Annotated in this window: 22 protein-coding genes; 14 read left to right on the top strand and 8 right to left on the bottom strand. The window is 58.9% G+C overall.

Annotated features, from left to right (window positions below):
• The first annotated feature begins 17 nt into the window (after positions 1 to 17).
• Positions 18 to 758, top strand: coding sequence for a DUF4349 domain-containing protein (locus WFP06_RS04535; RefSeq protein WP_336986052.1), 741 nt, complete (start codon positions 18 to 20; stop codon positions 756 to 758).
• A 1-nt stretch (position 759) separates the two neighbouring features.
• Here the strand turns inward: WFP06_RS04535 and WFP06_RS04530 are convergent, their stop codons facing one another.
• From WFP06_RS04530 to WFP06_RS04520, 3 genes are read right to left on the bottom strand one after another with little or no spacing between them, the layout of a single operon-like run.
• Positions 760 to 1095 carry a 2Fe-2S iron-sulfur cluster-binding protein gene (locus WFP06_RS04530; RefSeq protein WP_336986051.1) on the bottom strand — a complete coding sequence of 112 codons (336 nt, stop codon included), beginning with the start codon at positions 1093 to 1095 and terminating at the stop codon, positions 760 to 762.
• Positions 1092 to 2165, bottom strand: a complete 1074-nt coding sequence (locus tag WFP06_RS04525) for a cysteine desulfurase family protein (protein ID WP_336986050.1) — start codon at positions 2163 to 2165, stop codon at positions 1092 to 1094. Before WFP06_RS04525 ends, WFP06_RS04530 begins: the two co-directional genes overlap by 4 nt.
• Positions 2162 to 3229, bottom strand: a complete 1068-nt coding sequence (locus WFP06_RS04520) for a cysteine desulfurase family protein (RefSeq protein ID WP_336987624.1) — start codon at positions 3227 to 3229, stop codon at positions 2162 to 2164. Before WFP06_RS04520 ends, WFP06_RS04525 begins: the two co-directional genes overlap by 4 nt.
• Before the next feature lie 124 nt (positions 3230 to 3353).
• Between WFP06_RS04520 and WFP06_RS04515 the strand changes: the two genes are divergently transcribed.
• Both WFP06_RS04515 and WFP06_RS04510 read left to right on the top strand, forming a co-directional pair.
• Positions 3354 to 4010 carry an alpha/beta hydrolase gene (locus tag WFP06_RS04515; protein ID WP_336986049.1) on the top strand — a complete coding sequence of 219 codons (657 nt, stop codon included), beginning with the start codon at positions 3354 to 3356 and terminating at the stop codon, positions 4008 to 4010.
• Positions 4011 to 4171: 161 nt separating this feature from the next.
• The gene (locus tag WFP06_RS04510) at positions 4172 to 4867 is read left to right on the top strand and encodes an energy transducer TonB (RefSeq protein WP_336986048.1); all 696 of its coding nucleotides are present in this window, start codon (positions 4172 to 4174) and stop codon (positions 4865 to 4867) included.
• Positions 4868 to 4922: 55 nt separating this feature from the next.
• On the opposite strand, the gene WFP06_RS04505 is transcribed toward WFP06_RS04510, so the two are convergent.
• On the bottom strand, positions 4923 to 5147 hold the full coding sequence (locus WFP06_RS04505; RefSeq protein WP_336986047.1) for a hypothetical protein: 225 nt from the start codon (positions 5145 to 5147) through the stop codon (positions 4923 to 4925).
• A 253-nt stretch (positions 5148 to 5400) separates the two neighbouring features.
• On the opposite strand from WFP06_RS04505, the gene WFP06_RS04500 reads away from it, so the two are divergent.
• The 3 genes from WFP06_RS04500 to WFP06_RS04490 all read left to right on the top strand — a co-directional run bounded on the left by WFP06_RS04500 (position 5401) and on the right by WFP06_RS04490 (position 8257).
• Positions 5401 to 5769, top strand: coding sequence for a DUF3597 domain-containing protein (locus WFP06_RS04500; RefSeq protein ID WP_336986046.1), 369 nt, complete (start codon positions 5401 to 5403; stop codon positions 5767 to 5769).
• 54 nt (positions 5770 to 5823) lie between these two features.
• Complete coding sequence (locus tag WFP06_RS04495; RefSeq protein ID WP_336986045.1) at positions 5824 to 7671, top strand: DUF885 domain-containing protein; 1848 nt, start codon at positions 5824 to 5826, stop codon at positions 7669 to 7671.
• Between the two features lie 61 nt (positions 7672 to 7732).
• Positions 7733 to 8257: a DUF421 domain-containing protein gene (locus tag WFP06_RS04490; protein WP_336986044.1), complete on the top strand. Its 525-nt coding sequence runs from the start codon at positions 7733 to 7735 to the stop codon at positions 8255 to 8257.
• Here the strand turns inward: WFP06_RS04490 and WFP06_RS04485 are convergent.
• The 3 genes from WFP06_RS04485 to WFP06_RS04475 all read right to left on the bottom strand — a co-directional run bounded on the left by WFP06_RS04485 (position 8250) and on the right by WFP06_RS04475 (position 10890).
• Entirely contained in the window at positions 8250 to 8639 is a 390-nt protein-coding gene (locus tag WFP06_RS04485; RefSeq protein ID WP_336986043.1) for a DUF4345 domain-containing protein, read from the bottom strand. The two genes, WFP06_RS04490 and WFP06_RS04485, sit on opposite strands and share 8 nt — an antisense overlap.
• 2 nt (positions 8640 to 8641) lie before the next feature.
• On the bottom strand, positions 8642 to 9118 hold the full coding sequence (locus tag WFP06_RS04480) for a DUF937 domain-containing protein (RefSeq protein WP_336986042.1): 477 nt from the start codon (positions 9116 to 9118) through the stop codon (positions 8642 to 8644).
• Positions 9119 to 9297: 179 nt separating this feature from the next.
• The gene (locus WFP06_RS04475; protein ID WP_336986041.1) at positions 9298 to 10890 is read right to left on the bottom strand and encodes a phosphoenolpyruvate carboxykinase; all 1593 of its coding nucleotides are present in this window, start codon (positions 10888 to 10890) and stop codon (positions 9298 to 9300) included.
• 219 nt (positions 10891 to 11109) lie between these two features.
• On the opposite strand from WFP06_RS04475, the gene WFP06_RS04470 reads away from it, so the two are divergent.
• The 7 genes from WFP06_RS04470 to WFP06_RS04440 are packed head-to-tail and all read left to right on the top strand — an operon-like array spanning position 11110 to position 16411.
• Entirely contained in the window at positions 11110 to 11865 is a 756-nt protein-coding gene (locus WFP06_RS04470) for a response regulator transcription factor (RefSeq protein ID WP_336986040.1), read from the top strand.
• Positions 11858 to 13423, top strand: coding sequence for an ATP-binding protein (locus tag WFP06_RS04465; protein WP_336986039.1), 1566 nt, complete (start codon positions 11858 to 11860; stop codon positions 13421 to 13423). The genes WFP06_RS04470 and WFP06_RS04465 overlap by 8 nt, the downstream gene beginning before the upstream one ends.
• Positions 13423 to 13878, top strand: a complete 456-nt coding sequence (locus WFP06_RS04460) for an HPr kinase/phosphorylase (RefSeq protein WP_336986038.1) — start codon at positions 13423 to 13425, stop codon at positions 13876 to 13878. The genes WFP06_RS04465 and WFP06_RS04460 overlap by 1 nt, the downstream gene beginning before the upstream one ends.
• Positions 13879 to 13897: 19 nt before the next feature.
• Positions 13898 to 14842 carry an RNase adapter RapZ gene (gene rapZ / locus WFP06_RS04455; RefSeq protein ID WP_336986037.1) on the top strand — a complete coding sequence of 315 codons (945 nt, stop codon included), beginning with the start codon at positions 13898 to 13900 and terminating at the stop codon, positions 14840 to 14842.
• A 58-nt stretch (positions 14843 to 14900) separates the two neighbouring features.
• A complete protein-coding gene (locus tag WFP06_RS04450; RefSeq protein ID WP_336986036.1) occupies positions 14901 to 15314 on the top strand; it encodes a PTS sugar transporter subunit IIA in 414 nt (137 codons plus the stop codon).
• Positions 15311 to 15589: an HPr family phosphocarrier protein gene (locus WFP06_RS04445; protein ID WP_336986035.1), complete on the top strand. Its 279-nt coding sequence runs from the start codon at positions 15311 to 15313 to the stop codon at positions 15587 to 15589. The genes WFP06_RS04450 and WFP06_RS04445 overlap by 4 nt, the downstream gene beginning before the upstream one ends.
• A 12-nt stretch (positions 15590 to 15601) precedes the next feature.
• Positions 15602 to 16411: a TrmH family RNA methyltransferase gene (locus WFP06_RS04440; protein ID WP_336986034.1), complete on the top strand. Its 810-nt coding sequence runs from the start codon at positions 15602 to 15604 to the stop codon at positions 16409 to 16411.
• Here the strand turns inward: WFP06_RS04440 and WFP06_RS04435 are convergent.
• A complete protein-coding gene (locus WFP06_RS04435; RefSeq protein ID WP_336986033.1) occupies positions 16372 to 17778 on the bottom strand; it encodes a DNA recombination protein RmuC in 1407 nt (468 codons plus the stop codon). The genes WFP06_RS04440 and WFP06_RS04435 overlap by 40 nt on opposite strands.
• A 110-nt stretch (positions 17779 to 17888) precedes the next feature.
• Here WFP06_RS04435 and WFP06_RS04430 point away from each other — a divergent pair, with 110 nt between their 5' ends.
• Positions 17889 to 18290, top strand: a complete 402-nt coding sequence (locus WFP06_RS04430) for a four-helix bundle copper-binding protein (RefSeq protein WP_336986032.1) — start codon at positions 17889 to 17891, stop codon at positions 18288 to 18290.
• Positions 18291 to 18297: the final 7 nt, after the last annotated feature.

Here is an 18297-nt window from a genome sequence, read left to right as displayed (position 1 = left end):
TCGGTAGCCGCAGCGAAATGCCCGTCAGCGCGCCGAAAATTGCCTATATTTACGACTACGGTTTCCGCATCAGTGCCGAAGAAATCGCTCCGTTGCAGCAGAAGCACGCCGATATGTGCGAAGCGATGGGGCCGACGAGTTGCCAGATTCTGTCACTCAGCCAAACGGGCAGCGAAGGCGCTTATGCTGGCGGCGAGCTCCGACTTGCCGTGGCTTCTCCGCGCGCACGTGACTTTGGCGCAAAGCTGTCTGCCGAGGCCGAGGGCCGCGGCGGCGAGCAGGTTTCGGCCAGCATCCAGGGCGAAGACCTGTCCAAAGCGATAGTCGATACCGAAGCCCGCTTGCGCGCACGAACCGTCCTGCGCGACCGCCTGATGGAAGTGCTCGAGACGCGCCGCGGCACAGTCGCCGAACTCGTCGAGGCCGAGCGCGGTGTGGCACAAGTGAATGAAGAAATCGATCAGGCGCGCAGCTGGTTATCCGAGATGAAAACCCGTGTCGCGTTCAGCCGCGTCAACATTGCCTACCGGTCGGGTACGCCCGAAACCGGCGGCTTCTTTGATCCCATCAGGAGCGCGTTTGGGTCGATCGGCTCGATTCTGGGCGTGATGGTAGCAGCGCTGATTGTTCTGCTGGCAATCGGCCTTCCTATCGCGGCGATCATAGCGGCCATTCTGTGGGGCCGCCGCCGCTACACAAGCGATCAGGACGAACCAATCGAAGCGGAAGTTATGCCGAAATCCGACTCAAGCGCCTGAATTACAGGCCGCGCATATCCCGGCTTTCGCCCGGGACATGCACTTCAAGGCCGTCCAGTTCGTCTGTCAGGTCAATCTGGCAGGACAGGCGGCTGGTTGGCTGAACCCCAGCGGCAAGGTCGAGCATATCTTCCTCTTCCTCGCTTGCCGCGACCAGTTTGCCGAACCACTCGCGCGCCACAATGACGTGACATGTGGAACAGGCCATTTGACCCTCGCAAGTGCCCTCCAGCGGTAAGCCTGCGGCCTGTCCGGCTTCGAGCAGCGAGATGCCGCGCTCGGCGCACGTATCTATCATGTCACCGCGGGCGGAGACGAATTTTACCTTAACAGTCATAATTGCGCCTCTGCGGCGTGATTGATCGCACTGGCTGCTTCTTCCAGCTCTTTGGCAGTCGTATAGCGCCCGAAACCAAGCCTGATGGACGATTTTGCCTGTTTGTCGTCCAGCCCGATTGCCTTGAGCACATGGCTGGGCCGCCCCGAACCGCTGGCACAGGCCGATCCGGCAGAGAACGCCACGCCGCGAACTTCTGATATCAACCGGTTTGCATCAAGACCTTCACGGCGGATGTTGAGATTGCCGTGCCAGCGCGCGTCCGCGCTGCCATTCAAGGTCCAGTTGCCGAACAATTCGAGCGCGAGGTTCCACAGACTTTCGATGTGCTTTGCGTCAGCGTTGCGGCGCTCCATTGCCAGCTTCGCAGCAGCACCGAACCCGGCACATAACGCAGGGCTCAATGTTCCAGAGCGGAGGCTGCCTTCCTGTCCGCCGCCGGTCGATGTGGTCTCCAGTTCCACCCCGCTGCGCAACCACAGCGCACCGATGCCCTTTGGCCCGTGCATCTTGTGGCCGGTGATGGCGATCATGTCTGCATGAGCGACCTCGATCTTGCCCGCTGCCTGAACCGCATCGACCAACAACAGCGCGCCCGATTTGCGCGCTCTGCGTTCGACCTCGACGATGGGCTGGACAGAACCAATCTCGTTGTTGACCTGCATCACCGCTATCATGCGCGGCTTGTTTTCGAACTTGTAATCAAGGTTTACCAACCCATCCCCGCCAACCGGCCAACGCTCGGCCGGGCCAACCGCATCCGCCGTATCACCCACTGCCGAATGTTCGATGGCCGACACCGCAATCGGCCCGGAACCCGGCGCGCCGCGAATGGCCAGATTGATTGCTTCGGTCGCGCCCGATGTAAAAATCACTTTCCCGTCTGGCGGAAGCAGCGCCGCAACGCGTTCGCGCGCCAGTTCTATCGCCGCCGCTGCCTGACGCCCCAGCGTGTGCGGGCTGTGCGGATTACCGAAGCCGGTGCCGCCCGGTCCGTCCAGCCAGCGCAGCATCGCATCGCGCGCTTCGGGTGCAAGCGGAGTGGTCGCTTGGTAATCCAGATAAATCATGCGGCGCCTTCCGCCATATCTATCCATGCCGCACAAAAGCGTTCCACTTCCTCGCGCGTCGTGTTCCAGCCGAAACTGACGCGGATCATACGTGCGGCCAGTTCATCCGGCAGACCCATCGCTTCGAGAACGTGACTGGGCTTGAGACTGCCCGAAGAACACGCGCTGCCCTGCGAGACGGCAATGCCCGCCATGTCGAAACGCATCAGTTGAGCGCTGCCCGACATACCCTTCATCGCCAATGCCTGGATATAGGGTGTGGGACCGGACAATCGCGTATCAAGCCGCACACCGCCCAACCGATCGACAGCGGGAGCCAGAATCTCGCCAATCGGCGCGAGCACGTGCGGCCCGACAAAATGATCGCCGCAACTTTCCAGCGCTGCCGCCATCCCCAGAATACCCGGCAAATTCTCGGTTCCGCGGCGATATCCGCGCTCGTGCCCGCCAGACGGTGCGAGGAGCGCCAGTTTCTTCACCAGCAGAGCACCCACGCCCACGGGACCGCCGAATTTATGCGCTGACACGATGGCCATATCTGCCTTGGCTGGCACAGGATATTTTCCGGCGCTTTGTGCACAATCAACCAGCAGCAAACCGCCGGCTTCGTGCACGATTTCGGCGATTTGCGGTATGTCCTGCATGTTGCCCGTTTCGGAATTGATATGCTGGACAGCCACGACGGGCACTTCGCGTCCGCCGGCCGCTTCGCGCAGGATGTCCAGATCAACCGCGCCATCCGGCATGACAGGCAGCCGTTCCGCATCCGGCGCGGATCTTAGCAAGGCATCGTGTTCGACTGCGCTGACCAGCCGCGCCCCGCCTTTGGTGCGGGCAATCGCGATGTCCGCAGCCTCGCTCGCACCGCTGGTGAATATGATGTCGCCGTCCCAGCCAAGCGCATCAGTCACTCTGCCGCGGGCATTTTCCAGCGCCTGCCTGGCTTTTCGCCCTTCGGCGTGCGGGCTGGACGGATTGGCCCATAACGCGAAGCCTTCCTGTACAGCCGCCAGGGCTTCCGGCCGGATCGGTGTCGTCGCCGCATGGTCGAGATAGATACGCAGTGGGTGATCCTTATGAAGGTTAGCGCGATTGCGATTGGCTGGTTAGTCACTATATAGCCCAGCTAACGGCGTGCGCCACCCGCACCGCCAGCCAGTCCCAGCTCTTTCGAAAGCTAGCCAGCCAATGCCTACCGTAATTTTTCCCGGTCCCGAAGGTCGTCTCGAGGGACGGTTCCAGCCCGGGCCGCGCCCGCGCGCTCCTGTTGCCATGATCCTGCACCCCCATTCGCAGGGCGGCGGCACGATGAATGACCGGGTTGTGCAGCGGATGTACAAAACCTTTGTCGATCGCGGCTTTGCAGTCCTCCGGTTCAATTTTCGCGGTGTGGGCCGCAGTCAGGGCAGCTTTGACAACGGTATTGGCGAATTATCCGATGCCGCAGCCGCGCTTGACTGGGTACAGTCGATCCATCCCGAAGCGCAGACGACCTGGGTTGCCGGTGTAAGTTTCGGGTCGCTGATCGGGATGCAACTGCTGATGCGCCGCCCGGAAATCCGCGGCTTCATTTCCGTGGCGCCGCCCGCCAACATGTATGACTTCAGCTTTCTGGCCCCATGCCCGGCATCGGGGATCATCATTCAGGGCGCAGCCGATACGGTTGTTCAACCATCGGCGGTGCAGAAACTGGTCGATAAATTGCGCACGCAGAAACACATCACCATCCATCACGAAGAAATCCCCCGGGCAAACCACTTCTTCGAAAACGAGTTGGAAGAACTGATGCGGTCGGCTGACAACTATCTCGATTTCAGGCTCTCCCCCGACTGCCCGATCAAATAGGCTGATGATAAGCCGGCTTATGATGCGGTTGCGATTAATACGCTTACTCATAAGTATCTGATAAATATGCGATAATTCTTTCTTTTGTGGTAGCAACGGCGTTATGCTGGCCTCCATTAAGCCGCGCGGCAATGTACCGCGGGGACAAGTGGAGAGAGAGAATGTCATTTCTTGACCAGGCGAAACAGCCGCCAAACCCGCGTAGTGTCATTGCAGTCGCAGGAATTCACGCAGCCCTGGCCGCCGCGCTGTTTTACGGATTTGCCGGACCGATTACGGATCTGATCGACAAATCACCGTTTGTAGCGAACCAGTTTCCGACCAAACCGGCCGCCCCCCCACCGCCGCCGCCAAAGTCGAGCGAACCGGCTGAACCTTCTGCAGCGACATCGAAAGTCACTTCTCCGCCTTCGAAAATGGATCTTGCGGCGGAAAACACACTTGATGTTCCGGTTGCTGATTTTACGGGCATTGAAGATGTCGTGGTCAATCCGAACCCCGGCACAGGCACCAAGGATATATTCGTCGCAGAACCGGTGATTGAACCGCCGCGGACGTTTGATCCGGTTGGTGTCAAAGCCCGAAACAATCCCGAGACTTGGGCGCTGACCCGCGATTATCCGCGGCGCGATCTGCGCGAAGGCAACGAAGGCGTTGTCCGGTTCCAGCTTGCGATTGGCACCGACGGGCGCGTTTCGCGATGTCAGGTGCTGGGGAGCAGCGGGCACGCATCACTGGATGCTGTCACCTGCGATCTGGTAACCAGGCGCGCGCGGTTCGATGCGGCACGCGGCAATTCAGGCGAAAAGGTGACCGGGACCTATGCCAGCTCGGTCAGGTGGGTAATCCCGAAGTAATCCTAATCATTGATGATCCGCGAAAGCTCCGGCTGCGCTCACCCGCAGCCGGGGTTTATTCTGTTGTTTCTTCGCCCGCGGCGGTTTCCTTGATCTGATCGACCGGCGCGGTGCCGCTGCCGGCGGGCAAGGTCCAGATCGCCACGTTGATTGCCATGATGATCGCCAGAACCAGCATCAGGCGGACCTGCTTGGCATGCCCCCCCTGCTTCCACAGCCAAGCGGCACCGCCCAGCAATGCAAGTGCGGCAAGCGACAGTATTGAAAGGATAATATCCATAAAGTCTGTCCTGTATCGTTTTCTGCCCGGAAGCGCCGACTGTCACGTCGCCTGTCACATCGCCTGTCACATCGACTGTCACGTCGCCTGCCACGCCGCCTGCCACGCCGACCTTCGCGGTGGCCAGTGCGCCACTTCATAAGCCCGGCCCGAGCGATCGGGCAAGGCTTGCCGCAGGCGGTGGACCGGAACTTTAGCCCCCCTCACCCGTTGATAGGGTGGAACAATATTCGTTTAACGGGAAGGTTTTTAAATGGGAATTTTTAGCTCAATCAAGGATGCGATTTTCGGCAAGCAGGCCAAGGCGGCGACACCGCCCGTCGGGACTGCTCCAATCGCGCCGTCAGCTTCGTCGCGCAGTGTTTCGGTATCGGAAGTCGATGTGGAAGCTCAACTTGACGCGATGAGCGGTGCCGACAAACTGAACTGGCGATCATCGATTGTCGATTTGCTTAAATTGCTGGGCATCGATGCCAGCTATGCAAACCGCAAGGAACTGGCTCAGGAACTGGGTAATTCCGATTACTCCGGCTCGGCTGAAGACAACATTTTGCTCCACAAGCAGACGATGCAGGAACTGTCGCGTAATGGCGGGAAGGTTCCGGCCGAATTCCTCGACTAAATTGCTGCGGCTCCGCCGTTTGACACGCCGGGGCTGTGCAGCCAGACAGCGGGAATGAAAAATCCCGCATCATTTTCGATAACCCGCCGCCAAACCCTGTCCGGGATTGGGGCGGGTTTTTCTCTGGCTGCAATATCGGCGTGCGCTCCGCTTCGGGGTGCAGGAGCGATTGCTGCGGCAACCCCGGCAGGCGCACTGGACACGGTTGCCTACCGTCTGCTCGCGCATGAACCCGAACGCGCGACCGGCCTTGGGGTCGATACGGGGGTTTATGCTCCATTGCGCAGTCAGCTTACCGACAAATCCATTTCCGGCCAGCGCGCCTATGCAGCAACATTGCGCGAAGATCTGGCGTTCGTCCGGTCAACCGACACTGCAGGTTTCGATCCCGCAATGCGCACCAGTTACGAGGTGGTCGAGAGCGCCTATGCCACCGCACTGGAAGGTTTTGCACTACCGTACGGCGATGTAGCAGTGGGAAGCTGGCGCAATGCGCCTTATGTCGTCATCCAGAATGTCGGCACTTATATCGACATGCCGCGGTTCCTCGAAAGCAATCATCCGCTGTCCGGCGCGAGCGACGCGGACGCTTATCTCGCCCGCCTGAGACAGCTGCCCGCGGTTCTGGACGGCGAGCTGGAACGCATGAAAGCGGCGACGGACATGGGCGTGGTGCCGCCCGATTTCCTGCTGGCCAAAGCCGTTGGCCAGATGCGAACCACCTTGCAGGACGCGATGGTAGGCGGGGTGCTGGTGGCGCCTTTGTCGGCCAAGGCCGGCGAACTTGGCAATGGTCGCAACTGGACGGGCGAAGCCACCGAAATCGTGACCCGCACCGTCGCCCCCGCGCTGGAGGCGCAGCTTGCGGAACTTTTCCGCCAACAAAAGCTCGCCGGTTCGGCGCCCGGCATTTCTGCCCGTCCCAAAGGCGACGAATGGTATGCCTGGGCTCTGCGAGCCAGCACGACAACCACGATGACGCCTGACGAAATCCATCAACGCGGGCTTGAGGAATTGGCCGATCTGCATGGCCAGATGGATCCGATCCTCCGCGAAATCGGTTATACATCGGGCAGCGTTGGCGAACGGATGCAGGCGCTTGGGGCAGATCCGCGGTATAAATTCGCCGAAGGGGACACCGGACGCGCCGAGATTATCGCCTTCATCCAGGACCGGATCGGCTGGATCAGATCGCAGATGCCGCGCGCGTTCAACACCCTAGTCGATCCCAATCTGGAGGTTCGCCGCATCCCCGTGGCCGAAGAGGTTGGCGCACCGGGCGCTTATGGCGGCGCGGGTTCGAAGGACGGCAGCATCCCGGGCCGTATGTGGATCAACCTGCGGACCACCGATCTGCACCGCAAATATGACCTTGCCGATTTGACCTATCATGAAACGATCCCGGGTCATGTGTGGGAGGGCGAATATTCCAACACGCTGCCGCTTATCCGTTCGATTCTGGCCTTTAACGCGTTCAGCGAAGGCTGGGCGCTGTACGGTGAGCAGTTGGCCGATGAACTGGGCGCTTATGAAGATTACAAGGTCGGACGGCTGGGTTATCTCCAGTCGCTGGCATTTCGGGCTTGCCGAATGGTCGTCGATACCGGGCTGCATAACAAGCGCTGGAGCCGCGACAAAGCGGTCAACTTTTTTGTCGAACGTAACGGAAGCAAGCGCGAAGAAGTCGAAAGCGAAGTCGATCGCTACTGCAGCTGGCCCGGTCAGGCCTGCGGATACAAGGTCGGACATAGCGAGATCATTCGCCAGAGAAATCGGGCCCGGCAGGAAATGGGCGCAGCCTATGATTTCAAGGCGTTCAACGATGCGGTCGTGCTGGGCGGAAACGCACCGCTCACCGTGATGGCAAACAATGTTGGCCGCTACATCGCTGGCGGGACCTGAATTGCGCGATTAGCTATTTTTGTGATACGTGGAATAACCGGCGGAAAGGGCTGATTATTTTATGTTTTTACCTGACTATCCAACATCCGATGCGCTGGTCAGGGGTTTTGTCCTCGGCACTCTTGCGATGATCTGGGTGGTTGCGCTCATTCGCGTCAACGGCCTTCGGTCGCTTTCCAAAATGACCAATTTCGACTTCGTGATGACCATTGCGATGGGATCGCTGGTCGCTGGCGGTGCGCAGGCCAGTGAATGGAACCAGACTTTGCAAATTGGCGCAGCGATGCTGGTTCTGTTCGTGTTTCAGAATATCGTCGCGCGGCTCAGACGTTCGTCACAGGCCGCTGAACATGCGCTGCAGAACAATGCTGTGTACCTGATGAAAAACGGAAAGATTTGCGAAGCAGCCATGGCGGCGGAGCGTGTGACGCTGTCCGATCTGTATGCCAAATTGCGCGAGGCCAATGCGCTCGAAATCAACAAAGTCAAAGCGGTGGTGCTGGAGACGACCGGCGATATTTCAGTGCTTCACGGCGATGATGATCCCGACGCCGTGCTGACTAAGAACATCCGCGTGATTACCTGAGGCGATTGTTGCCGAACACGGCCCGGTGCCACAGCCAGAATACCGGCGGCAACACAAGTTCCAGTGCCCAGAGCACCTGAAATAAAGGGTCTGGTAATCCAGCCTGCAACGCGGACACACCGCGTGCCAGACCGCCGACAAAAAAGACCGCAAGAAGCGCAAAGTATATTGTCCGGCGCCGCCGTAAATTACGCGCACACCAGATCAGCGCAGCTCCGAATCCCAGAAACAGACTTGCATAAAATCTGTCCTGACTGTCCATCGTCGCGTTCACCGGAACCGAGCCGGGTATCGACGATGGACCAAACGCTATGTGGACCAGAGCGATTGCCGCGCAGGTGGCCCCGAACATGATTGTCAGGACTACCAGTGCGCGGCGCATGACTAACGTGCCAATCCGCCGATCAGCGTACCCAGCAGACCGCCCAGCGCGCCGCCACCCGCACCCGCTGCGCCGCCGGATTTCTGCTTGGCCATATAGCCCGCCGCTGCCATCGCAAGGATCGGGAGCATCTTTTTCAGGATCGACGGATCGATGCCCGTGGCGCCCGCAGCTTCGGCTGCGACGCCGCGACTGACATCCTTGTTTCCGAAAATCTGGCCAAGTATTTCGTTACCCTGGTTAACCGGCGTCGGGCTGCCGCCCAGCACGGCGTCCAGCAGACCGCCGCCGCCCATGCCGCCGATCAGACTGCCAAGCCCGCCCATGCCTGACGAGCCCGCGCTCTGCCGGCCCATTCCGGCCATGATCGCCGGCAGCAATACCGAGGCGCCTGTCTGGGCAGTTTTGGGATCAATTCCCAGTTCACCTGCCATGCTTTCGATTGCGCCGCTTTGTTGCAGCAATTGTCCAAGGTTCATCGCTTCATCCTTTTGTTGGGGTCTCTGTCTTTTCAACGCATCAGAGGGCGAAAAGTCCCATTTTACGGTCAATTCGTACATTAACCCCCGCAGTTGCGCCGCGCCCGAATGCAAAGAAAAAGCCCCCTTCCCCTTCTGCGAGGGGAAGAGGGCTCTCCTCTCCAAAGCGGTCGTCTCGATCAGGCTGCGGCGGGTGCGGCTTGTCTTACGCCTTCATCCACGTGCGCTTCGAATTCGGTAAAGTTATCGACAAACAGTTTGACCAGTTTCTGCGCTGTCCGGTCATATTCCGCCTTGTCCGACCAGGTCGAACGCGGGTCGAGGATCGCGCTATCCACGCCATCGACGGCGACCGGAACATCGAACCCGAAGTTTTCGTCCTTGCGGAACTGTGCGTCGTTCAGCGAACCATCGAGCGCTGCGTTGAGCAATGCTCTGGTGGCCTTGATCGGCATCCGGTGGCCGGTCCCGTATTTGCCGCCCGTCCAGCCGGTATTGACCAACCAGCATTGCGCGCCGCCCGAAGCGATGCGTTCTTTCAGCAGATTGCCGTACACACTGGGGTGGCGCGGCATGAATGGTGCGCCAAAACACGTGCTGAAGGTCGCCTCGGGTTCGGTCACCCCGATTTCGGTGCCGGCTACCTTCGCGGTATAACCGGACAAGAAGTGATACATGGCCTGATCCGGTGTCAAACGGGCAATCGGGGGTAACACGCCAAATGCGTCTGCCGTCAACATGATCACGTTCGATGGAACCGGACCCAGATTGTCTTTGGACGTGTTGGGAATAAACTCGAGCGGATAGGCACCGCGGGTGTTTTCCGCCAGCGAGTTATCGTCGAGATCGAGCTTTCCGTTTGCGTCCATCACCACGTTTTCCAGGACCGTGCCGTGCATCCTGGTCGTCGCGAAAATCTCGGGCTCGGCTTCTTCGGAAAGCCTGATCATCTTGGCGTAACAGCCGCCTTCGAAATTGAAAACCGCCGTGTCCGACCAGCCATGTTCGTCATCGCCGATCAACGTGCGGCTTGCATCCGCGCTCAGGGTTGTTTTGCCCGTGCCCGAAAGGCCGAAAAACACTGCGGTTTTTCCATCGGGACCGATGTTGGCACTGCAATGCATCGGCATTACGCCCTTGGCAGGAAGCAGATAGTTGAGAATGCCGAACACGCTTTTCTTCATCTCGCCGGCGTATTTGGTCCCGCCGATCAAAATCAGTTTTTCGGTCAGATTGACGGCAACTACGGTTTCGCTGCGCGTACCATGGCGTTGGGGATCGGCACGAAAGCTGGGCAAATCGATAATTGTATATTCCGGTACGAATCCGTCCAGTTCCGCAGTGGTCGGCCGAACCAGCAATGTCCGGATGAACTGGTTGTGCCATGCAAGTTCGTTGATCACACGAACATTTACCCGGTGTTCCGGCTGCGAGCCGCCAAACAAATCCGCGACATACAGCGTTTGCCTGTCTTTAACCGCAGCGAGGAAATCGTCTTTCAATGCGGCGAAATGTTCCGGCGTCATGCTCGCATTGGTCTTGCCCCACCAGACCGTGTCTTCGGTCACCGCATCACGGACAATGAATTTATCTTTCGCAGAGCGGCCGGTATGCGGCCCTGTTTCGACCACCAGCGGACCTTCTGCAGCGAGTTTGCCTTCGCCATTGGCGACAGCGGCCGCAATCAGCGCGTCAGTGCCGAGATTGGCATGGATTGTCGCACCAGTGGTGATGCCCTGTTTATCAAGCGAAGTGGAAAGCGCGGGGGTCAATTCGTTCTCCTGGAAATTGATGAGGCTGACGAATCGTTGCGTTCTGCATACGAATGCGAAGCCGTTACGAATGTTCTTTAAAGAGGTGGACGCCGAGCGTCAATTTGCAGACCGATCTAATCATATTTGCCGGGTTTGCGGCGGGCCGGCCAGCCTTGCGTTGTATCCCCTTTTCAAACGGGCTAGATCATTTTCAAGCTGAACAGGATCGATCCACGCATGGCTCAAGCCAGCCCACCCACTGAAACAACCGCCGGCGGAAATTCGATTGCGCTCGTCGATGATGATCGCAATATCCTCACCTCGGTGTCGATCGCGCTGCAGGCAGAAGGATTTGCCACGCGGGTCTATTCCGACAGCGAGGCGGCCTTGCGCGCCTTGCTCGATAATCCGCCCGATCTGGGTGTGTTCGACATCAAGATGCCCAAAATGGACGGAATGGAACTGCTTCGCAAAGTGCGCGAGCATACCCCGCTTCCGGTTATCTTCCTGACCAGCAAGGATCATGAAGAGGACGAGGAACTGGGGCTGGCAATCGGGGCCGACGATTATATCGCGAAACCTTTCAGCCAGCGTTTGCTGATTGCGCGCATCAGGGCGATTTTGCGGCGCACCGATGCACGTCTCAACCCACCGTCTCTCGGCCTTGATGCAACGCTGCCCGAAAGTGACAGGTTGTGGGTCCGCGGACGCCTGGCCATGGATCCCGCGCGGCACCATGTCGAATGGGATGGCAAATCCGTATCGCTGACTGTGACCGAATTTCTCATCCTCGAGGCGCTGGCGCAGCGCCCGGGAGTGATCAAATCACGCAATCAACTGATGGACGCTGCATATCCCGACGATGTGTTTGTCGATGACCGGACGGTTGACAGCCACATCAAACGGATGCGCCGGAAGTTTCGCGTAATTGATCGCCAGTTCTCCGCAATTTCAACACTTTATGGTGCAGGATACAGTTATTCCGATGAGTAACAACCGGGCGGCAGACAGGGATGTCACGCGCCTGGGCTGGACGCGGCACCTGTCACTGACCTCGCGAATTCTGGTCGTCAACATACTGCCGCTTGCCTTGCTTGGCGGCGGGGTGTTTTACCTCGACAACTATAGCAGCCAGTTGCTGGGTGAACGCTACAAGCTTGCCCGGATCGAGGCGCAGATCACGGCCGAAGCCCTGGCCGGGGCAACCCGTGAACGACAGGAGGCGTTGCTCATACAGATCGGCAAGGAACAGCAGATGCGCCTGCGGATGTATGATGCCGAGGGGCGCCTGTGGGCCGACAGTTTCGCGCTGGACGGCCCCAGTTTCGAATTTGCCGATCCCGAAAGCGAAGACTGGGACAAGGATCTGGCCCGCTGGCTCGACCGGATGGTTGACCGGATAACGGGCGCAGCGCCCGTCCCCAACTATATCGAGACGGAAAGCATGCAAGCCGACATCTGGCCCGAACTGGCGCGAGCCAGAGGGACCGGTGTCAGCCAGATCGAACTGCGCAAGGCACCCGATCGCACGCCCGTCATCACCGCGGCCGCACCTGTCGGGCTTCAAGGTTCGACCTTGCTGACCACACGCAACGCCAAAGACATTACCGAAGCCGTGCGCAGCGCCAGAACCACGCTGGGGATTGCTTTTCTGGGGGCCTTGCTCCTGTCCGTTCTTGCATCGCTGTTTCTTGCTCGCACGATTATCAGCCCGCTCAGAATGTTGGCCAAGGCTGCTGTGCGGGTTCGCCTTGGCCGTGACCGCGAAGTTGTCGTGCCCCGATTGCCCGAGCGCGGTGACGAGATCGGATCGCTGGCACGCACGATTTCGGATATGACCACCGCGCTGAGACAACGGATCGATGCGGTGGAAAGTTTTGCCGCGGATGTCGCGCACGAAATCAAGAACCCGCTCGCTTCGCTGCGTAGTGCTGTCGAATCGCTGGGAAAAGTGGAAGATCCCGAACTGCGCAAACAGCTGACCGAAATAGCTTCGCACGATGTGCGGCGTATCGACCGCCTCGTCACCGATATAGCCGAAGCCAGCAGAATCGACGCTGAAATCAGCCGGACGACGTTCGAGCGAATCGATATGCATGATTTGATCGTCAACATTCTGGGCACGCGCGCAGACCGGCGCGAAAATGACGGCCGCAGGATAGATCTCCAAATCGATCCAAACGGCTCGCTCACCGTGATGGGGGTGGCCGCGCGGTTGGAACGGGTAATCGAAAACCTGCTTGATAATGCAGTCTCGTTTTCGCCCAGAGACGGCAGGATCCGGATTGATCTGGCGCATGAGGGCGATGCTGTCGAACTGACTGTTTGCGATGAAGGTCCAGGCATACCCGAAACCGAGCGCGAAAAGATTTTTCAGCGATTCCACTCGGTACGGCCCGATGAGGAAGATTTCGGAAACCACAGTGGCCTTGGCCTCGCTATCGGCAGGACAATTGCCGAAGCGCATGACGGATCGCTGATTGCGAATGAAAGATCCGACCGGCAATGCGGTGCCTGTTTGACGCTGATCTTGCCCGCCGCAGACGCTTGATGGCCGGAACGGAGACTTTCCAGGCATCCTGCGTGTCGGTAAACGGGCGCGGCATATTGATTACAGGGCAGCCCGGCAGCGGGAAATCCAGCCTCGCGCTGTCATTGATCGATCGCGGTGCGACGCTGGTTGGCGACGATGCAGTAATACTGTCGAACATCGGGGGATCTCTGGTGGCAGCGCCGCATCCCAATACTGAAAACTTGTTCGAAATTCGGAATGTCGGTCTGGTGAAAATGGCAGCCGGTGAAGCGCCGATTGCGCTGCTTCTGGAACTCGCCGAAGATGCGCCGCGATTTATCGATGCAGCGGATTTCCGGAAACTTTGCGGTATTTCAATTCCCTCGATCAAATTTTGGCCGGGCGATGCAGCCGCCCCGATCCGTGCCGAATGGGCACTAACCCGGTATGGTCTGGGTGAACGGACTGCCAACCCTTCACATCCTGAAGTCTAGGGCGCACAACGCGCGGCCAATGTCAGACGATTCGCCCGATAAGGATTCTGCTGTTCCGGCAGATGGAAAACAACGCATCCTGCTGGTTACCGGCACTTCTGGCGCGGGGAAAACCACCGCGTTGCGGGTGTTGGAAGATCTGGGCTGGGAAGCCATCGACAATTTCCCGATACGCCTGCTCGACCGGATGCTGGGGACAGATGCGCCTGATGATGGGATCCGTCCGCCGCTAGCCATCGGTTTCGACACGCGCACGCGCGGCTTTGCCCCGGATAACATAATCCGGCGGGTCAAAAGACTGGCGGGCCGCAGCGACATTTCAATCGCCACCCTGTTTCTGGATTGCAATTCAGCCGAACTGGAGCGGCGTTACAACGAGACGCGCCGCAGACATCCGCTGGCGCAAGGCCGGCCGCTGATGGCGGGTATTGCGGCCGAACGGGAACTGCTTGAACCGCTCCGCCGGTGGGCAGATGCGGTGATCGATACGAGCGGATTTGCAGCCAACGATTTACAGCAGGAAATACGCGAACGGTTCGCTGACAGCGCGCCTGCCGAAATGGTCGTGACGGTTTCGAGTTTCGGTTTTGCTCGGGGTATGCCGCCGGTTTCAGATCTGGTTTTCGATATGCGCTTCCTCGACAACCCGCATTGGATCGACGGTTTGCGGGAACAGACGGGCAAGGATCCTGCAGTCGCGGACCACATTCGCAAAGACATCGCCTTTGCCCCTGCCCTGAACCAGATTTCCGATCTGCTGTTGTTGCTATTGCCGCGTTACGAAGCTCAGGGCAAAAGCTATGTCCATATCGCTTTTGGCTGCACCGGCGGGCGCCACCGTTCGGTTTTCACTGCTGAAGAAATAGCGCTCGGCTTGCGCGAGGCAGGCTTTTCGCCCACCGTACTCCACCGCAATCTGGCATCGCGCGCAGAAGACCAGATCGAAGGTTCGCAACAATCATGATGACAATGCCGCACTTGCTTATGGAAACCATCTCTCGTCTCAGCCATTGGCTCACAGCATGATCGGTATTATTCTCGTTACGCATGGCCGGTTGGCTGAAGAATTCGTCGGTGCGATGGAACACGTCGTGGGCAAGCAGAAGGCGATCGCGACAGTTTGCATCGGTCCCAAGGACGATATGGAACAGCGACGGGAAGAAATCGCGAACGCGATTGCCGAGGTGGATAGCGGCGACGGTGCGATCATCCTGACCGACCTGTTTGGCGGCACTCCCAGCAATCTGGCAATATCGCTGCTCGATGCAGGCAGGATCGAAGTCATTGCAGGGATCAATCTACCGATGTTGATCCGGCTCGCGTCGGCGCGAAAAACGATGTCGGTCAAAGACACGGTTTGCGCCGCGCGCGATGCGGGCCGCAATTATATCACTGTCGCATCGCAATTTCTGGCCGAAGACTGCAAGGCAACATGACCGAAGCGCGGAAAATGGTGGAAATCACCAACCAACGCGGGCTGCACGCGCGGGCAAGCGCCAAGTTCGTCAACATTGTCAGCCAACTGCCCGATGGTCATGACGTCCGCGTCGCAAAAGACGGTAACGAAGCGGCCGGGGGCTCGATATTGGGGCTGATGATGCTGGGTGCGGCCAAGGGCGACAGTGTCGAGCTGATTGTCGAAGGCCCCGATAGCGAAGCGGTCCTGACCAAGCTGAGCGGCCTTATAATCGACCGGTTTGGCGAAGATTAGGGTGACCCGGCGATGCGCCGCATAATTACCGGCTTTTCCAATCCGACGGTAAAATATCTCCGCAGCCTGCGCGACAAGAAACACCGCAAGCGCGAGGGCCAATTTCTGGCCGAGGGACTGCGATTGCTAACCGATGCGCGGGAAAGCGGCCGGCTGCCAGAAATGCTGGTGATGGCGGACAAGCGCGATCCCCACCCGCTGCTGACCGCACTTGAAAACGCGGTCACTGATGCGGGCGGCGAGATTATCGAAACCGGGCCAGATATTCTCGGCAAGATTACCGGCAAAGATAACCCGCAGGCCGTCCTCGGGGTGTTTGAAGAATTCGATACCTCACTTGGCTCGGTAGATCGCGGTGCAGCTGACATCTGGCTGGTGGCGCAGGCATTGCGCGATCCTGGCAATCTGGGCACCATGCTGCGAACCGGCGATGCGGTTGGCGCGGGCGGATTGATCCTGATCGATGATTGCGCCGACCCGTTCAGTTCGGAAGCAGTGCGGGCCAGCATGGGCGCGGTCTTCACGCAAAAAATCGCGCAAGCCAGCTGGAACGATTTCCTGCCATGGTTGCGAAACGCAAATGGCCAGCTGGTCGCCGCATCCCTGCGCGATGCTGTCCCCTATCGCGGCGCGGCGTATGCGGCGCCGTGTTTCCTGATGGTGGGCAACGAATCGCGCGGCCTGCCTGAAAATTACGAGAGCGAATGCGACCTGCGCGTTACCATGCCGATGCTGGGACGGGCAGACAGCCTGAACGCTGCAATGGCCGCCGCAGTATTGGCTTACGAAGCTTTGGCTATGCTGGAGCCGTCTTCGAGCTGAGGCGTGTCTTCCGCGTCTTTTGCAGTGTAGCGCGGGGTGCTTTCGACCAGCGGAACGTCTTCAATTTCGCGCTTGCCGATCTCGATCCCCTTGTCAGCCAGGCGCCTGCCCGATGACAGGACATTGCGTTCGAAACTGCCGACAAACTTGTTATAATTGCCCACCGCGGTTTCAAGGCCCGAACCAACCCGTTTCAGATGCTGCGAAGCGGTTTCGAGCCGGCTGTACAGTTCAGCCCCGGCCCGGCCGATTTCGCGGGCTTCATCGGCCAGTTGGTCCTGCCGCCAAACCTGCGCGATTGTGCGGGCAATCGCCACCAGATTTGTCGGACTGGCCAACAACACGCCGTTCTGGAATGCGAAATCCCACAGTTCCGGATCAGACTCCAGCGCAGCCGATACGAAATGTTCGCCCGGAACAAACATCACGACGTAGTCGGGCGCTTCTTCAAACTGGCTCTGGTAACTTTTGGCGCCGAGTTGCTGGACATGGTTGCGCATCGATTTTGCATGGGCCGCAAGTGCCAGTTTTCGCACATCATCGTCGTCAGCTTCAAACGCTTCCTGATACGCGTTGAGCGATACTTTCGCGTCGATAATCAGTTTCTTCTGTCCGGGCACATTGACGATGGCATCAGGCCGCAGCCGGCCATCTTCGGTGTCGATGGATTGTTCAAGATTGAAGTCCGTGTGCTGCGACAGCCCGCATTGCTCCAGAACATTTTGCAGTGCCCGTTCTCCCCACCGCCCACGGGCCTTGGGAGCGTTCGTGAGCGAATTCCCAAGCCGCTGCGCTTCGCGGCGGACTTCCTCCTGTCCCAGCCGCATATTCTCGATCAGACCGGTCAGCTGGCCGAACGAATCAACCCGTTGCTTTTCAAGGCTTGTCACCTGGTCTTCATAGCTCTTGAGCCGCTGGTTGACGGGTTCGAGCAGCGCAGCAACCGCGGCTTTATTGGTCTTTTCGCTGTCGCCGAATTTCTCGCTCGCCCGCGCCAGAAATGCTTCCTGCGCCTTGCCCAATACAGCCGCGCCGGTGTTCTGGAATTCCTTCAACAATTGCTCGCGCGTTTCAATCAGCGCCCGCTTCTGCTCCTCGAAACCAGCGGCCTGAGTCTTGAGTGTGGTCAGTTCTTCGCGCGTCCGGTCGAGATTTTCCGCCAGGCTATCGGCCCGCGCAGCACGCTCGCTCATCGTGGCCAATTCGGGGGCCATTCGCGCGACAACTTCGGCAAGCTTGCGCGCTTCGGAGTCGCGCTCCCCATGCCGCGCCTTCAGATCAGCGAGAGGGCGGGTGCCGAAGAAATAGCCAGCGGCCGCCCCTAAGATCAGAGCCCCCAATGCGACGAGTATTCCAGTCAATTCCATTTTTGGAACATAGTCGGAACAGGGGGCGCGGGGAAGCCCTGTTTCCGACCATTCCGGAACAATCCCCCGCTCTCGATCGCTTATTTGGTAATCAGGCGAAAGGAACCCCGATGTCTATCAAGAAAATGATTTCCGAGCACCCCCATGTCAGTAAGGAAGGCTATGACGAGCAACTTTCGCAAGCAGTGAAATATGCGATGTATTGCGCGGCGATCTGCAATAGCTGCGCCGATGCGTGCAGCGGCGAAGACGGGGATATGTCGCAATGTATCCGCACCTGCAGCGATTGCAGCGACATCTGCACCGCCACTTACCGCGTGGCAACACGCCGGACCGGCGGCAATGTCGCGGTTATCAAAACGATGCTGGCAGCCTGTATCGAAGCGTGTGAAACGTGCGAGCAGGAATGCGGCAAACATGACAATCCGCATTGCAGACGCTGCGCCAAAATGTGCCGCGAGTGTGCCGATGATTGCCGCAAGGCGCTCGAATTGATGGAAAACGAAGGCTAGGCCCCGA

It is taken from the genome of Altererythrobacter aquiaggeris (genome assembly GCF_037154015.1).
In the GTDB taxonomy this organism is placed as follows: Bacteria; Pseudomonadota; Alphaproteobacteria; order Sphingomonadales; family Sphingomonadaceae; genus Aestuarierythrobacter; species Aestuarierythrobacter aquiaggeris.
This window is presented reverse-complemented; position numbering and strand designations above follow the sequence as displayed.

Bases quoted from the DNA above. Each gene is read 5' to 3' on its own strand.
- WFP06_RS04445 (WP_336986035.1), top strand. From the start codon at position 15,311: ATGACCGAAGCGCGGAAAATGGTGGAAATCACCAACCAACGCGGGCTG.
- WFP06_RS04480 (WP_336986042.1), bottom strand. From the start codon at position 9,118: ATGAACCTTGGACAATTGCTGCAACAAAGCGGCGCAATCGAAAGCATG.
- WFP06_RS04525 (WP_336986050.1), bottom strand. From the start codon at position 2,165: ATGATTTATCTGGATTACCAAGCGACCACTCCGCTTGCACCCGAAGCG.
- WFP06_RS04500 (WP_336986046.1), top strand. From the start codon at position 5,401: ATGGGAATTTTTAGCTCAATCAAGGATGCGATTTTCGGCAAGCAGGCC.
- WFP06_RS04465 (WP_336986039.1), top strand. From the start codon at position 11,858: ATGAGTAACAACCGGGCGGCAGACAGGGATGTCACGCGCCTGGGCTGG.
- WFP06_RS04460 (WP_336986038.1), top strand. From the start codon at position 13,423: ATGGCCGGAACGGAGACTTTCCAGGCATCCTGCGTGTCGGTAAACGGG.
- WFP06_RS04440 (WP_336986034.1), top strand. From the start codon at position 15,602: ATGCGCCGCATAATTACCGGCTTTTCCAATCCGACGGTAAAATATCTC.
- WFP06_RS04430 (WP_336986032.1), top strand. From the start codon at position 17,889: ATGTCTATCAAGAAAATGATTTCCGAGCACCCCCATGTCAGTAAGGAA.
- WFP06_RS04510 (WP_336986048.1), top strand. From the start codon at position 4,172: ATGTCATTTCTTGACCAGGCGAAACAGCCGCCAAACCCGCGTAGTGTC.
- WFP06_RS04515 (WP_336986049.1), top strand. From the start codon at position 3,354: ATGCCTACCGTAATTTTTCCCGGTCCCGAAGGTCGTCTCGAGGGACGG.
- WFP06_RS04470 (WP_336986040.1), top strand. From the start codon at position 11,110: ATGGCTCAAGCCAGCCCACCCACTGAAACAACCGCCGGCGGAAATTCG.
- WFP06_RS04530 (WP_336986051.1), bottom strand. From the start codon at position 1,095: ATGACTGTTAAGGTAAAATTCGTCTCCGCCCGCGGTGACATGATAGAT.
- WFP06_RS04495 (WP_336986045.1), top strand. From the start codon at position 5,824: ATGAAAAATCCCGCATCATTTTCGATAACCCGCCGCCAAACCCTGTCC.
- WFP06_RS04490 (WP_336986044.1), top strand. From the start codon at position 7,733: ATGTTTTTACCTGACTATCCAACATCCGATGCGCTGGTCAGGGGTTTT.
- WFP06_RS04535 (WP_336986052.1), top strand. From the start codon at position 18: ATGCCCGTCAGCGCGCCGAAAATTGCCTATATTTACGACTACGGTTTC.
- WFP06_RS04435 (WP_336986033.1), bottom strand. From the start codon at position 17,778: ATGGAATTGACTGGAATACTCGTCGCATTGGGGGCTCTGATCTTAGGG.
- WFP06_RS04485 (WP_336986043.1), bottom strand. From the start codon at position 8,639: ATGCGCCGCGCACTGGTAGTCCTGACAATCATGTTCGGGGCCACCTGC.
- rapZ (WP_336986037.1), top strand. From the start codon at position 13,898: ATGTCAGACGATTCGCCCGATAAGGATTCTGCTGTTCCGGCAGATGGA.
- WFP06_RS04505 (WP_336986047.1), bottom strand. From the start codon at position 5,147: ATGGATATTATCCTTTCAATACTGTCGCTTGCCGCACTTGCATTGCTG.
- WFP06_RS04450 (WP_336986036.1), top strand. From the start codon at position 14,901: ATGATCGGTATTATTCTCGTTACGCATGGCCGGTTGGCTGAAGAATTC.